Origin of the sequence: Thiomicrorhabdus marina, from assembly GCF_017571465.1 — a bacterium.
Classification (GTDB): Bacteria; Pseudomonadota; Gammaproteobacteria; order Thiomicrospirales; family Thiomicrospiraceae; genus Thiomicrorhabdus; species Thiomicrorhabdus marina.
The window spans coordinates 119961-134920 of record NZ_JAGETV010000002.1 but is presented as its reverse complement, the minus strand read 5'-3'; the positions used below and the strand labels follow the sequence as shown (position 1 = coordinate 134920).

Annotated in this window: 15 protein-coding genes; 7 read left to right on the top strand and 8 right to left on the bottom strand. The window is 44.8% G+C overall.

What is annotated here, in order from left to right:
* Positions 1-75 precede the first annotated feature (75 nt).
* Both J3998_RS01825 and J3998_RS01820 read left to right on the top strand, forming a co-directional pair.
* Complete coding sequence (locus tag J3998_RS01825; protein WP_208147050.1) at positions 76-2934, top strand: SLBB domain-containing protein; 2859 nt, start codon at positions 76-78, stop codon at positions 2932-2934.
* Complete coding sequence (locus J3998_RS01820; protein WP_208147048.1) at positions 2934-3953, top strand: Wzz/FepE/Etk N-terminal domain-containing protein; 1020 nt, start codon at positions 2934-2936, stop codon at positions 3951-3953. The genes J3998_RS01825 and J3998_RS01820 overlap by 1 nt, the downstream gene beginning before the upstream one ends.
* A 303-nt stretch (positions 3954-4256) precedes the next feature.
* Here J3998_RS01820 and J3998_RS01815 read toward each other — a convergent pair whose 3' ends face one another.
* The 8 genes from J3998_RS01815 to J3998_RS01780 all read right to left on the bottom strand — a co-directional run bounded on the left by J3998_RS01815 (position 4257) and on the right by J3998_RS01780 (position 11113).
* Positions 4257-4901 (bottom strand): OmpA family protein, encoded by a 645-nt coding sequence (locus J3998_RS01815; RefSeq protein ID WP_208147046.1) that lies wholly within the window; start codon positions 4899-4901, stop codon positions 4257-4259.
* Between the two features lie 96 nt (positions 4902-4997).
* Positions 4998-6350, bottom strand: coding sequence for a magnesium transporter (gene mgtE, locus J3998_RS01810; RefSeq protein ID WP_208147044.1), 1353 nt, complete (start codon positions 6348-6350; stop codon positions 4998-5000).
* 277 nt (positions 6351-6627) lie between these two features.
* The gene (gene hpf, locus J3998_RS01805) at positions 6628-6960 is read right to left on the bottom strand and encodes a ribosome hibernation-promoting factor, HPF/YfiA family (protein WP_208147042.1); all 333 of its coding nucleotides are present in this window, start codon (positions 6958-6960) and stop codon (positions 6628-6630) included.
* A 360-nt stretch (positions 6961-7320) separates the two neighbouring features.
* Positions 7321-8043 carry an LPS export ABC transporter ATP-binding protein gene (lptB, locus tag J3998_RS01800; protein WP_208147040.1) on the bottom strand — a complete coding sequence of 241 codons (723 nt, stop codon included), beginning with the start codon at positions 8041-8043 and terminating at the stop codon, positions 7321-7323.
* Between the two features lie 56 nt (positions 8044-8099).
* Entirely contained in the window at positions 8100-8648 is a 549-nt protein-coding gene (gene lptA, locus J3998_RS01795) for a lipopolysaccharide transport periplasmic protein LptA (RefSeq protein WP_208147038.1), read from the bottom strand.
* Between the two features lie 31 nt (positions 8649-8679).
* The gene (gene lptC / locus J3998_RS01790; protein ID WP_208147036.1) at positions 8680-9306 is read right to left on the bottom strand and encodes an LPS export ABC transporter periplasmic protein LptC; all 627 of its coding nucleotides are present in this window, start codon (positions 9304-9306) and stop codon (positions 8680-8682) included.
* An 86-nt stretch (positions 9307-9392) separates the two neighbouring features.
* On the bottom strand, positions 9393-9938 hold the full coding sequence (locus tag J3998_RS01785) for a KdsC family phosphatase (protein ID WP_208147035.1): 546 nt from the start codon (positions 9936-9938) through the stop codon (positions 9393-9395).
* 179 nt (positions 9939-10117) lie between these two features.
* Positions 10118-11113, bottom strand: a complete 996-nt coding sequence (locus J3998_RS01780) for a calcium/sodium antiporter (RefSeq protein ID WP_208147033.1) — start codon at positions 11111-11113, stop codon at positions 10118-10120.
* Positions 11114-11334: 221 nt separating this feature from the next.
* On the opposite strand from J3998_RS01780, the gene J3998_RS01775 reads away from it, so the two are divergent.
* From J3998_RS01775 to J3998_RS01755, 5 genes are all read left to right on the top strand, one after another.
* A complete protein-coding gene (locus tag J3998_RS01775; protein WP_208147023.1) occupies positions 11335-11964 on the top strand; it encodes a hypothetical protein in 630 nt (209 codons plus the stop codon).
* A 199-nt stretch (positions 11965-12163) separates the two neighbouring features.
* Positions 12164-12985: an ATP-binding cassette domain-containing protein gene (locus J3998_RS01770; RefSeq protein WP_208147021.1), complete on the top strand. Its 822-nt coding sequence runs from the start codon at positions 12164-12166 to the stop codon at positions 12983-12985.
* Between the two features lie 14 nt (positions 12986-12999).
* On the top strand, positions 13000-13794 hold the full coding sequence (gene mlaE, locus J3998_RS01765) for a lipid asymmetry maintenance ABC transporter permease subunit MlaE (protein ID WP_208147010.1): 795 nt from the start codon (positions 13000-13002) through the stop codon (positions 13792-13794).
* 39 nt (positions 13795-13833) lie between these two features.
* On the top strand, positions 13834-14304 hold the full coding sequence (mlaD, locus tag J3998_RS01760) for an outer membrane lipid asymmetry maintenance protein MlaD (protein WP_208147008.1): 471 nt from the start codon (positions 13834-13836) through the stop codon (positions 14302-14304).
* Positions 14304-14954, top strand: a complete 651-nt coding sequence (locus J3998_RS01755; RefSeq protein WP_208147006.1) for an MlaC/ttg2D family ABC transporter substrate-binding protein — start codon at positions 14304-14306, stop codon at positions 14952-14954. Before mlaD ends, J3998_RS01755 begins: the two co-directional genes overlap by 1 nt.
* Positions 14955-14960: the final 6 nt, after the last annotated feature.

Sequence of the window (14960 nt, the reverse complement as noted above, 5' to 3'; positions counted from 1 at the left end):
GCTCGGCAAATTAATTAATCGTAATTTAGATTGGAATGAATAAATATGAAATTGGGTAAGCTAAAGATTGGCATTATGTCTAAAAACGTGTTTTTAGGTGTGTCGTTATTGTCTGCTGCATTTTCGAATAATGCGGTGGCAATTGAACCGAGCGCCGCCCAGTTACAGATGTTTCAATCTTTGCCAAAATCACAGCAGGAATCGTTGATTAAGCAATATGCGCCAGGTGTTGTGCCGTCAAATAGCGGGCAAGTGGTCGAGCTAAATCAGCAAGATGTTACTGCCGAACCGGTTATTGAACAAAGAAATGTCGATGCGGATGTGAATCAGTCGTTGCAAGTTAAAGAGGCACAGAAGTCGATTGATAATGCCGATCTTGAAGAGCGTCAGGTTTCAACCGCAATTGAGGATGAGATTAAGCCTTTTGGGTATGACCTCTTTGCCGGTACCCCGTCAACCTTCGCACCATTGGCAAACGCGCCGGTTCCTGCTGATTATATTGTTGGGCCGGGCGATTCATTGAATGTTCAAATCTACGGTGCCGAGAACGAATTCTATACATTGCAAATTGATCGCGAGGGCAGCATTCAGTTACCGAAAGTCGGGCCGTTACAAGTTGCCGGAATGCGTTTTAATAAAGCCGCGCAGTTAATTGAGTCACAAATTGCACGGGCTGTTATTGGTGTTGATGTTAATGTCACTGCAGGCGCTTTGCGTTCGATTCGTGTGTTTGTTTTGGGTGATGTTTTTAAGCCGGGTGCCTATGTGGTTAGCGGGCTATCGACTATGTCCAATGCCTTGCTTTCAAGCGGCGGAATCAAGACGATTGGCTCTCTGCGAAATATTCAATTAAAGCGCCAAGGTAAGGTCATTTCGACACTGGATCTATATGATTTTTTATTGAAAGGGGATATGTCGAAAGATGTTAGCCTTCAGGATGGTGATGTTTTATTTGTACCGACCTTGCAAAAGACAATCACTGTAGCGGGTGAAGTGAAACGCCCGGCAATTTATGAATTGAAATACGAAAAAACCTTGGCAGATGTTGTTGCTTTGGCAGGCGGCTTTACTCAAGATGCCAGTCCTTCACATTCCAAACTTGAAAGAATTCGTACCGACGGTTACCGCGAAGTAAAAGATGTCAATTTGCGCTCAAATGCAGTGATGCAGCAGGCAATTAAGAACGGTGACGCTGTTCGTGTTTTGGCCTCAGTTGATGAGTATAAAGATATTGTTCTTGTAAATGGTAGCGTTAGTCGACCTGGGGAGTATCAATGGCGTCAAGGTTTACGAATTGCCGACCTTTTCAAGGGTCAGGCGTCTGATGAATTTTTGGCGAGAACCGATCTTGAGCATGTCTTTATCAAACGCGAAGTCGGTCTTGAACGTAATATTCAAATTTTGATGGTCGATTTAAAGCAGGCTATTACTGACTCTCTAAGTGGGCAGAATATCGCCTTGCAAGCTCGCGATGAATTATTGATTTTGAATTTTGATGATAATCGTGTTGATGTGCTAAAGCCTTGGGTTGCCGAACTTAAAAATCAAGCTAAACAAGATCGTTTGGCGGAGGTGATTTCGGTTGTCGGTAGTGTCAATTATCCGGGCGAATATCCTTATGTGCAAGGAATGTCGGTGGCGGATTTACTTTCTGTTGCAGGGGGCGCGTCTTTAACTTCGATGGAGAAAGCGTTGTTAAAACGGGAAAATGCTTATAACCGTAAAGTATCCGCTTTGTTAATCGGGCTAAATTCTGAACTGAATCTTAAAGCCCAGCCGATGGATGAGTTGATTATTTTGGACGCAAATGTCACGGTAGAAAATTCAGGCTCTAGCAGTATTAAATCGGGTAATCCGCATGTAAAGGTTGAAGAATTACTGAAACGTTTGCATGAGCAGTCGACGGCTAAATCTCCTGCCCAGATTGTTTCTGTTGAGGGGTTTGTAAAATATCCGGGGGAGTATCCTTTAACTAAGCAGATGAGCGCGCTTGATTTGATTGAGTTAGCAGGCGGTTTTGCTGAATCAGCTTATACGCTAGACGGTGAAATTGTTAGCCGAAATATCGACAAAAAAGATCAAAAGCTAAAAGTGTTAAATCAAATCATCGCTTTGGATGAGAAGTCCCTTAGCAATCTGCAATTACAATCACTTGATAGCTTGGTTGTTAAACGAAAACCGGACTGGTCTGAGAAAAGTACGGTTACTTTAGAGGGCGAGGTTAAGTTTCCGGGGACTTATGTGCTTAAAGAACAGGAAACCCTTGCTGAGCTTATTCAGCGTGCCGGCGGTTTTACAAAGCAGGCATTTGTTTCGGGAACAGTTCTACAGCGTCAAACTTTGCTTGAAAAGCAGGGCGAAGAGTTAGATAAGATGCGTTATCAATTGGAATCTATTCTTGCTCAGAGCAACGTTTCGAAAAAGTCTTCGATCTCAGCGGAAGCGAGCGAACAGTTGTCGAAAATAATCCAGCAAGCGAACCAAGCCAAGGCTACCGGTCGTCTGAGTTTGGTCAATAGTGATAGTGATTATAATGTCGCTTTTAGTAAGGTTTATCTAAAAGACCAAGATAAGGTACTTGTTCCGTCAGAGCCGAGAACGGTCGCGGTAATTGGCGAGGTCTTTGCCTCTCAAACCTTTAACTTCGACGACAATATGATGGCCTCGGACTATATTCAAATGGCGGGTGGTCCAAACAACTTAGCGGACATGGAGCGTGCTTATATCGTCAAAGCATCCGGCAGAGTAGTTCCGTTTCAACAAAGCGGATTTTTCTATGCTTCGGCCAGTTCAGAAATTGAGCAAGGTGATGTCATCGTTGTACCGATGGATGTAGAAAAACTGCAAACAATCGAGTTGTGGAAAGAAGTGGCGACGATTGCCGGACAAATCGGTCTAGCACTGGCTAGTTTCAAAACAGTGGGTGTATTTTAATGAGAAGTGAATCCGAAATGAGTAACAACTCGACAAATCAACAGAATAATTACCCACAGCCATACCCGCCGCAATTCGCCGACGATGAGATTGATTTGCGAGAATTATGGCATGCCGTTTGGTCGCGCAAATGGAGCATTGTTTTAATTACTGCATTGGTTATGAGCGTGGCTCTGGTGTATGCCTTAAATCAAAAAAATTATTACAAAGCACAAGTGGTATTGGCTTCTGCGCAAGGTGAGGGGAAGTCTGCGGGATTGGCTGCACAATTTGGTGGTTTAGCCTCACTTGCGGGCATTAATATTGGCGGCGGCGGGGCGTCGGATACCGGCACAGCGATTGCCATTTTGCAATCACGTAAGTTTGGTGAGCGCTTTATTCAGGAGAATAATCTAAAGCCGGTACTGTTTGCCGATAGTTGGGATAAGAATAAGCAAGCTTGGATTGCAAAATCCCCTAGTGTTTTGGCTTCAATCAAAAATATTGTCAGTCCTGCCTCTAATGAGGCTACCCCCGGCTATCAGCGGGAAAGCCTTGCTCCTAATGAACCTTCTCTTTGGAATGCTTATAAGCGGTTTAAAGGGATTGTTTCAGTGGCTGAAGACAAAAAGTCGGGTTTTATAACCTTGTCGGTTGAGTTCATTGACCCTGTTTTGGCTGCAAAATGGGCAACGCAGATGGTGAAAGATATTAATGCTCAAATGAAAGAACAGTCTTTGACTGAGGCGCAACGCTCGAATGCGTATTTAGAGCAGCAGTTGAAAAAGACCTCTTTGGCAGAAGTAAAGCAGTCAATTTATCAAATGATGGAAGCCAATATTAAGACGATGATGTTGGCGAATACTTCTGAAGATGTGGTGTTCAAAACCATTGATCCGGCTGTCGTGCCAGAAGAAAAATCAAAGCCGAAACGCGCATTGATTATGGCGGTAGCGATGGTGCTAGGGTTAATGCTAGGTATTTTCTGGGCGCTGATTCGTAATGTAATCAACAAAGAGCCGGATGGGTTAAAAGAGTAAACGACTTACAAAATAAGAACTTGTCATCGCAATGAATGTGCTTAGTCTTTGCGAGGCATTTAAGTGCCGTGGCAATCTTTAGGGATTAAATTCAGTGTAGGTTTTAAGTATGAATCGCCGCGCTTCACTCGCGATGATAAATGTACAGGTCATTGCGAGGAGCGGAGTGACGCGGCAATCTAGGGTTCTGATGGATTGCTTGTTTAAGAATATCTACTTACGTCATTCCCGCGAAGGCGGGAATTTTCACAAGAATTTTTGGAAGTGACGCAGTATTTTAGACAATAGCGATTTAGTTGTTGTTTAAATCTCACTAATCAAGAAGGTAACACGGCGGTTCATGCGTTTGCCTTCTGCTGTGGCGTTGCTGGCGATAGGACGTTCTTCGCCGTAGCCGTAAGTGACGATTCGGTCGCGAGTAATGCCATTATCCATTAAATAGAAAGCGACGTTTTTAGCGCGGTTTTCTGAAAGCTGTTGGTTAAATTCGTTACTTCCGTCACTGTCAGTATGGCCTTCGACATAAACACGTGTATTTGGATAATTATTCAGTGCATCCAATACCGGCTTTAATCTACTTAGTTCACTCGGTTCAAGTGTGGCGGAACCTGAGCGGAAATTTACATCTTTAACTTCTACCTGAATATATTCCTGACCGTTGATATTAACCGGTGTTACATCGGTATTTGGGTCACTTGCGGTGTCTTTGTTAACGTCTTCATAGATTTTGCGAGCGGTGAAACCGGTGACCGCACCGACCACAACTTTACCGGCATTGCTATCCATGCCTAGTGCATTTGCCATTAAGGCACCGCCGATTGCGGCCACACCGGTTACCACGTTTTTCTCGACTTCACGGTCTTCTTTAGTCATTTCGCGATTCTGGCTACAGCCGGATAATACAAGCGAACCGATAAGTAGTGAGCCAATAGCTAAACGATATTTCATGGTGTACTCCTCTAAAAATTAACACCTTAAATCTTAGGATTTTCTAACTCAATGGGCAAACGCCTATTGTCAGTGTTTTGCCAGAATTTCTTCAATCTATAATAGCACGATGGTTGCTAAACCTAGGAATACAAAGAACCCTAGGGAATCGGTTACGGTGGTTAGCATCAGTCCCGAGGCCAGTGCCGGGTCGATACGCATACGTTGCAAGATTAACGGAATCATTGCGCCGGCAAAAGCGGCAGCCAATAAATTTATCAGCATGGCGGTGGCGAAAATTGCGCTTAGCTGCCAGTCTTGGAACCACAATAATACGGCTAAACCAGTGAGTACTGCCCAGATAAAGCCATTGTAGAGTCCGACGGTGGATTCTTTAATTAACAACGAACGACTATTGGATTTACCGAGTTTTCCAGTCGCAAGCGCTCTAATAACAATCGTGGCGGTCTGGGTGCCGGCAATTCCGCCCATGCTGGCGATAATCGGCATTAATACCGCTAAGGCGACCACTTTTTCAATTGAAGCGTCGAACAGGCCGATGACAATCGAGGCAAAAATCGCGGTGAGTAAATTAATCCCGAGCCAGAAAGTACGGCGTTTCGCGGCGCGGCTAGCCGGTGCGAAAATATCCTCGTCTTCATCCAGACCGGCGCTCGCCATTTGTTGGTGTTCGGCTTCTTCACGAATAATATCGACCACATCATCGATGGTAATGCGCCCAAGAATATGATTTTGGTCATCGATAACTGGAGCAAAAATCAAATCTTGTTTCTCGAAAAGGTGCGCGACCTCTTTAGTTGAAGTATAGGCATTAACGGCTGGGACGCTTTGGTCAACAAACTCCTGAACTTCGCAATCTTCATCATGTGTCAGTAGGTAACGGAGTTGCAGACAACCGACATAATGATCGTCACGGTCGCGAACCAATAGTGCAGTCGTTGATGGCGGTAGGTCACCAAGTTGGCGCAGATAACGCAAAACAACGCCTAAGGTGACATCAGCACGCACCGAGATAAAGTCAGTGCTCATTAGACCGCCGGCAGAGTCTTCGTTATAGGTCATCGCTAACTGAACGGCTTCTCGATTGCTTTCATCAAGCGATTCGACAAACTCTTTCTGTTCTTCCTCTTCTAGCGATTGGGCGATATCGACAATATCATCAACGGGAAGTTCTTCAGTGATTTCGACGATTTCGTGAGTTTCCAGCTCACCAAGAAGATTGGCACGTACTTCATCGTTAAGGTGAGTTAACACCTCGCCTTGTTTTTCTGTGGGAATGCCGTTCCATAACGTATTACGATCTTTTTGCGGCGAGGACTCCAGCATTTCCGCCAATTCTTCTGGTACAAAATGCTGTGAGAGCTGTTCAATGGTTTCTAGATTCTCTTCACCAACCGCATTGAAAAGCTGTTCGGTGATTTGCTGCTTGTCGATATTGGTATTGCTCACGGAAGACCTTTACTGTTTTTAGGGCGCTTTTTGGGCATTTAAAGGTTGATTGCCAAATATGAGTTGTGGCGGAAACAACGCTTGGGATGTTAGCGCTGTATGCTGCTGAGATGCAATCGATTTTCGTTATTGTAGCAGTAACTAATTGGCTACAGAAGCTGGTTTAAAGGAAGGAAAGAAAAAAATATCACTCATAAAAAACGCCTCTAACCAAATGGTTGAGGCGTTTTTACTATTCAGCTATTGCTTAGCTGCTGTAATCGGCTTTTTGGCTAGCTTAAGCTTCTGCTGCGGCCATGTTTTTCACGCCACCGGATTTTTTCTGGTGGTTACCGATTTTTTCTTTGTGTTTAATGATTTGGCGATCTAATTTATCAACTAAGCCGTCAATTGATGCGTACATGTTTTCCGATTCCTGTTGCGCGAACAAATCCGCACCTGAAACGTGTACCGTTGCTTCAGCAATTTGTGCTTGTTTGTTTACGGTTAGGATGACATGAACATTGGTTACATGATCGAAATGGCGTTCTAGTTTTTGTAATTTTTCTGAGACATAGCTACGAAGGGCATCAGTTACGTCGATGTGGTGGCCTGTGATGTTGACTTGCATATAATCGCTCCTTTAGTTGTGAGATTTGCGATTTGACTAGGAGAGTCGATGTTAAGAAAGTTTGAAACTTTTTTCTAACTCTTTGTTCTCTTCTTTAAGGCTCTTTTTCCTGTCTTCGATTTCAGTATAGCACCAGTTTTCAGAAAAAACAGTCAAGAAAGTTTCCAAAAGATGATTAGTAAAATTAATAGTGATCCAACTCAATAACTACCGTCATACCGCTGTAAAAGCCAATTTTAATTTCTGTTGAAAATTCAAAGGGATATTTTTCCATATTAGAAGTGGTGCTTTTCTGATGGGGCAAAAACGCTGCTTTAAATGGCCGGAAAAAAATTGAAAAATTCGTTTAGGTAGAAAAAATTAAGCGAAATTTTCACCTAGATAGACACGTTTTACTTCGCTGTGTTGCAGGATGTCTTGTGGTTGGCCTTTGGCGAGAATGGTGCCGGCATGCAGAATGTAGGCGTGGTCGCAAACGCCCAGAGTTTCGCGAACATTATGGTCGGTGATGAGCACGCCAATGTCGCGTTCTTTAAGATGGATAATAATGTTTTGAATGTCTTTTACCGAAATTGGGTCGACGCCGGCAAAGGGTTCGTCCAATAAGATAAATTTTGGCTCCATCGCCAGTGCACGGGCGATTTCCACGCGACGGCGTTCACCGCCGGACAGCGCTTGTCCCATCTGTTCAAGGATATGACCAATCTGTAAATCGTCGACCAGATTTTCGAATAATAGATTCTGTTCTGCTTTGCTTAAATCCGGACGCATTTGCAATATCGCTTTGATATTGTCGGTCACGGTCAGTTGGCGAAAAATCGAACTTTCTTGCGGCAGATAACCGATGCCGAGGCGAGCGCGTTGGTGAATCGGCATTTGACTGATTTCATGATCGTCTAGATAGATTTCGCCACCGTCATTTTGCACCAAGCCGGTCATCATATAAAAGGTCGTGGTTTTCCCGGCGCCATTCGGTCCAAGTAGGCCGACCACCTCGCCACTGTGCACATCTAAATCAACTTGAGTAACAACGTGACGTTTTTTGTAGCTTTTCGCTAGGTTGCGAGCGTAGAAGTGCGCCATAAATCTATTTAATAAACTCTCTATTATGCGAAGTTAGGCAAAGGTGCGGTTTTGGGTTATTCGGTTGCGCTATTCGGCACTAAAATAACCTGCACTCGTTCATTGTTTTGACTGCTTGATTCGGCTTGTAAGGTCTGTTTTTGCAAATCGTAAACCAACTTGGCACCACTGATTTTATGCTTGCCGGCTTCTTCAACCAATGCGTCGCCGATAAACGTCAAAGTATCGGTTTTGCTTTGGTACAGGATTTTTTGTGCATGACCCTGAGTGACATTGCCGCTCTTTTCATCCACGCGCTTGAAAGTCGCAGGCTTGCCGCTGATTTCAATGCTTTGCAGTTGGTTGTTTGGATGAATAATTTTAATCTGCTCGCCATTCAGTTGCAGTTCACCTTGAGTGACTTCAACATTGCCTTGATAACGGCTAATACCTTGTTTTTCTTGAACCAAAAGTTGGTCGGCATTAATGCTAATCGCTTGCGATTTTTCTAGTGTTCGCTCGGCACTGAAAGCCACGCTAGGAGTGGCTAATATGCAAGCAAGTAGCGTATTAACACTAAATTTGCCAAGCTGGCGAGTAAAAGAAGTTGGTCGGCGTTGAGTCATAATTCAGCACTTTATCATGGTTTGGCAGTGGTTACTCGGTGCGTTGCGGCAGTTGAAAAAGACCTTCAACACCCTTGCCAAAATTCCAGTCACCGGTTTTGATGTCGGCTTGTAGATTTCCTGCTTGAATTTCGGCATCCGGTTGCGTCAAGGTGACCGGTTGTTCGCTGAGTAACGTTTGTTGCTGCCCATTATAGGTAAATTCTGCGCCGGAAATTTGAATTTCTCGGTGCCATTTCTGTTCGCTTTCGCGCCAGTGTTGCAATTGAACCGGATTTTCTTGCTGGGTGAATTGCATACTCTGGTTTTTATCGATTTGTGCTTGGTCGCTACTGATTAAATTGAACTGGTTTGCCGAATAGCTAGCCAGATTAAGGGTTTCAATCTGGGTGTTGTGCTGTTGTTGATAGGTAATCTGTTTTGCGTAGAAGTACAAGTTAGTGTCTTGTTGGCCGTGTTCACCATTTTCGTTGTCTGCCGTCTGAATACTTGGCAACCAGAGTTGAGTATCCTTGAACTGCCATACCGCCTGTTCGGCTAGGGTTTGAGGTGTGTCTTCCTGTTCTTGCTGATTGGATTCAAGCCAAATATTAAGCCACAGTGCAAAAGCCGCTAGGGCAAGGCTAAGAATCAGTAGATGGCTTTTGGAAAGTCGCATAGCACTGCTTATTTTGAGAGGGAATTAAGATAATTATAGGTGCTTCAGATACACAGAAGCCAGCAAAATGCTGGCTCTGTTAGTAATTAATCTTCAAGATCGCGTAGGTAGAAGTCCATGTGTTGTTGGAAAGTGCCTTGCGAGCGCATAATGATTTCGCACACTTCTCGAACCACGCCTTTACCGCCGATATACTTGGAAACATAGTCAACACGCGATTTTACTTCGTCTTCGCCATCCGCCGGTGTGACGCTTAGGCCGACGCGTTTTAAGATTGGTAGGTCAAGAATATCGTCGCCGACATAACCAATTTCATCCAATTCTAGACCCAGTTTAGAAACTAAATCCAAAAAACTTGGTAATTTATCCGGCACACCTTGGTATAGGTGTTCGATTTTCAAGTCTCGACAACGGTTAGCCACCAATTGTGATTTACGCCCGGTAATGATGCCGATATCGACGCCGCTTTTCTTAAGCATGACCATGCCGTGGCCGTCACGAGTGTAAAAGGTTTTGGTCTCAATACCGTCATCGCTGTAGTACAGGCGGTTATCGGTCAAGACGCCGTCGACATCAAGAATAAGAAATTTAATTTTTTGCGCCTTGGCGGCGATGTTTGCGTCGATTTGCATGAGTCGTCTCGCTTATTGCTACGGTCTGTTGAAAATTCATAATTAGGTTCTGCCACAATCATTTTTGCGTCCAACAAGGCGAAAATCGTGATAAACACCCCAGAGTGCCCTCTCTTGGCTGAAGCCAATTCACCTTGTAGTCATTCTATTTGATCGAATTTTCAACAGACCCTGTGAGGTTACATTCCACCGGTGGAGCGTAAATATAGCATATACAGATAACCGAAGAAGGCGGCGCTTAACAATAAACCGCGGGTACGGTCGATGCTCGCTTGTCCACGTAACGGTAGCGCGAATATCAACATCGCTAGGGTAAATCCAAGCATGACCACCATGTCGATACGGAGGATTTCCGGTTCTAGAACGCTTGGCGCCAATAAGGCCGGTACAGCCATGACCGCAAGAATATTGAATAAGTTTGAACCGACGATATTGCCGATAATTAAATCGGCTTCGTTTTTACGCGCTGCGGCAATCGCTGCGGCCAATTCCGGCAAGCTAGTGCCGATAGCGATAATGGTCAGACCGATCACAACTTCCGGCACTTCAAAATAATGGGCAATCTCGACGGCACCGGCGACCATCATTTTGGCGCTAATCATTAAAATAAGCAGGCCGCCAATTAGGAAAATCAGCGATTTTTTCATGCTTAATTCCGGCATATCTTCCATTTCTTGCAAGGTTTCTTGCGCCATTGGGTCGGAAGGGTCCATCGACTTATTGGCTTTAATCATCCAGAACATGACCACGACGAGAGCCAATAATAAGATAATGCCGTTCAAAACATCCAGATTACCGTCAAGAACCAGTAAGTAGACGCCGACAGAAATCGCCAAAAGAATCGGCAATTCGCGTTTTAGAATCGAGGATTTTACAATGACCGGTGCAATCAGCGCGGTTAACCCTAATACCAGACCGATATTGGCGATATTGGAGCCGACGGCATTACCGATTGCAATGCCGGGACTGCCATCCAAAGAAGCAAGGGTGGCGACGACGATTTCCGGCATGGAAGTACCAAAACCTAGGACAACGACACCAATAACCAGTGGTGAGATGTTTAAGTGGGTTGCCGTACTGGCGGCACCGTCAATAAAAATATCCGAGCTCCATACCAGTAAGGCTAAGCCAATAAGCAAAAGCAGGCTTGGAAGAATAAGTGATGTCATTGTCATAATTTGTTAACTTTTGGCATTCAAAATTTTGAAGTTGCACGAATTATAGCTGAAATAGGGAAGGGGGATAAAACTTATTTATAGCTGTGCTTAACCATTCTATAGTAATGGTTATTGCTTTTACGACAGGCTGCTCTCTGTTGTATGTGGTCTCGAAATGGAAATTTAATAACGTAAACCCTACAATGGGCGCCGATTATGTTTTGTTAAGCAGGTTAGTGATGAAGTCTTTACAGAATACGGAAATTAGTCCTCTTGGCTGGGCGTTTAGTGCTTGGCAGCCGGATTTTTATCCAACAGATTTGCCGAGTGATTGGTTTTTTGATTTTTACCTCAACCATTTTCGTTTGGCGTGCGTACCTTCTATTGAGTGGCAAAAGTTGATGCCGGACGGACGAATAGATCAAGATGCTTTGGAAGATTTCGTCGATTGCGTCAATGAACATAATTTTTTACTGTTTGTTGCAGAGGAAACCGAGATAGAAGCCTTGCAAATTCTACTTGGCTTTTTGAAAGGAAGTGACATTGCTGAAGCGATAATCAGGGTGGTTGTACTTGCCGAAGAGCGATTGCCAGAAGCTGAGATTGCAGGTTATCCGGTCAGTTTGGTTTCCCGTCATTTACAACTACCGGGTTGGACTTGGCAGCAGCAAGACAGAATTGTTTCTGGCGAGCCTCTGTGTTGGCTTGAACGTTTGCCAAGCGATGGTAAGGAACAGAGTGCTTTGTTGATGTCGTTTATGCAGTCATTACCACAAGCTACAGCAGTACCGGTTTGTATTGCAGATGCTGAGGTGGACATTGCATCGATAACAAATTTAAAAACCGTTGCGGAATTACTCGGGTATTGAAATAAATGCGGATTTTGGCATTTGTCGTAACTTTGCAACGAATTAATCTCGCCAGCTTGTATTCAGCATTTTTGCTTTTCCTTATGTGTTTGAGTCGGTAAACTTAGTCGCATTCTCGCACCTGTGTTGCAAAAATGACACGGTTGAAGCGGTCGGCTGAGTGTAAATTAGATAATAAGAATGTTAGGTTGCCTTGAGCATGTCGGATAATTTAATACAAATTGAAGGTTTGAGTTTTTCTCGTGATGATCGAGTGATTTTCGACAATATCAGCTTGCAGATTCCGCGAGGCAAGGTGACGGCGATTATGGGGCCGAGCGGCACCGGTAAAACGACCTTGTTAAAGTTGATTGCCGGCCAGTTAGATCCGGATCAAGGTCGCATTCTGGTTGATGGTGAAGATGTTCACAAGTTAAAGCGCGGCCCGTTGTATGAATTGCGTCGCCGTATGGGTATGTTATTCCAAAGCGGTGCTTTATTGGCTGACTTGAATGTGTTTGATAATGTCGCCTTTCCGTTGCGAGAACACACTAGGTTACCGGCAGAAATTATCAATCCATTAGTGCAGATGAAATTACAAGCAGTTGGTTTACGTGGCGCACGGCATCTTAAACCGGCGCAGCTTTCCGGTGGTATGTCGCGCCGTGTCGCTTTGGCGCGTGCAATTGCGCTTGACCCGGATATGATTTTTTACGATGAACCTTTTGTTGGCCAAGACCCGATTACCATGGGGGTGTTGATTGAATTGATCGGCAAACTGAATGATACGCTTGGATTGACCTCGGTTGTGGTTTCGCATGACGTTGATGAGGTGCTGTCGATTGCCGATTACGTTTGTGTCATCTCAGAAGGCAAAATCATTGCACAAGGCGATAAAGAAACCATTTTGGCGGAATCAAATCCGTTTGTGCATCAGTTTGTGCATGGATTGGCAGACGGTCCAGTGCCGTTTCATTTTGCTAAAGAAGATTACCGTCAATCATTAGCTAACCCACGCACTGCCACTGGCGGAGCCGAGTAACTTAAAGGAAATGCATGTCTGATAAGTTTTCTATTGCGCAGTTTCTAGGCTCGATTGGCGCAAAGTTTATTAACTTTTTGGCGGTTCTGGGGCAGGCGGCTTTATTTACCGTCTCCTTGTTCCCGGCATTACCCGTAGCGCTATTGCGTTTTGATTTGTGGATTAAACAGTTATACATTGCCGGTGTTTTATCACTGCCGATTATCCTGACTGCCGGTCTGTTTGTCGGCATGGTGTTGAGCCTGCAAGGCTATAACGTACTGGTTGATTATAACTCCGAAGAAGCGGTTGGCACCATGACCGCTCTGTCGCTGTTAAGAGAGCTCGGGCCGGTGGTTGCTGCACTGTTGTTTGCCGGTCGTGCCGGTTCCGCCTTGACCGCTGAAATCGGTTTGATGCGTTCCACTGAGCAGGTTTCCGCTTTGGAAATGATGGCGGTTGACCCGATTAAATATATCTACGCGCCACGCTTTATGGCGTCAGTGATTGCATTGCCGATGTTGGCGTTGCTGTTTACCGCGATGGGAATTATCGGCGGTTATATGGTCGGTGTTGGCTGGCTCGGTGTGGATGAAGGTGCATTCTGGTCACAAATGAATAGCTCGGTCGATTGGCAAGATGATGTAATGAATGGCGTCATCAAGTCGGTCGCTTTCGCGATTTTGATTGCGATTATCTCGCTCTATCAAGGGGTGAGCGCCATTCCGACATCGGAAGGGGTGAGCCGCGCGACCACAAGAACCGTTGTCCACGCTTCACTCGGCGTTCTTGGACTAGACTTTATTCTAACTGCGATTATGTTTGACTAAGATTTGAGCCTGACTGCTCGGATTGACTTGGGAATCAAGATGAAACAAAAAACAACAATGGAAATTTGGGTTGGCGCTTTGGTATTAATGACCATCGCCGCTTTGCTAATGATTGCTTTGCAAGTGAGTAACTTCACCGCATTAAAAGAGAAGCCGAGCTATCAGGTGACGGCGCTGTTTAGCAATATCGGCGGTTTGAAAGTGCGTGCTCCGGTTAAGCTGAGTGGCGTTGTGATTGGTCGTGTTACCAATATCACTATTGACCAGAAAACCTTTAAGGCGCGTGTCTGGATGCAAATTGACCAACAGTTTAACGAGCTATCTAGTGATTCGTCGGCAGCGATTTTGACTTCTGGATTGTTGGGTGACCAATATGTTGGCATCGCGCCGGGCGGTGACTTTGAGTATCTGGAAAATGGTTCCGAAATTGAATATACCCAGTCGGCTCTTGTATTAGAAGAGTTGATTGGACAGTTTTTAGTGAAATTTACCGAAGGCGGAGATAAATAATGATCACTTCGAAAATGCGAATTCACTCTCTTTGGCTACAGGCGCTATTAGCGATTGCCTTGGCGTTTAATGCGATGAGTGCGCAAGCGGTTACGCAAAACGATCCAGGCAAGATGGTGCAAGAGTTATCGGATATGTTGATTGCTAAGGTTTCTGAACAGCGTGCCGAATTGCAAGAGAGCCCGGAAAAAGTCATGCAGTTTGCCAAAGATAATGTCTTGCCATATGTGGCCGAAGACAAAATGGCGCGTTTTGCCATGGGCGTTCACTGGCGCTCTGCGACGGAGAAACAACGTGTCGAGTTTACCGATGCGTTTATCAATAACTTAATTCGCAGTTATTCGTCAAACTTCCTGAAATTTGAAGTGGTTTCCGCTTCGGTTGATCAAGTGACTGAGCCAAAACCGGGTCGTGCGGAAATTTCCTCGACGGTTAAATTAAGCGATGGTCAGGCCTTGCAACTGGTGTACCGTGCTTTCCAAGATAAAGATTCCGGTAAATGGTTATTGTACGATTTCACTTTTAATAACATCTCGACTCTGGTGAGTTTTCGTAATGTTTACGGTGGCATGATTGATCGCCAAGGCGTTGATGCCGTGATTCAAGAACTGCGCAGTCGTGACGCGACCGCTGATGCTAGCAGCCAATAGGTGATC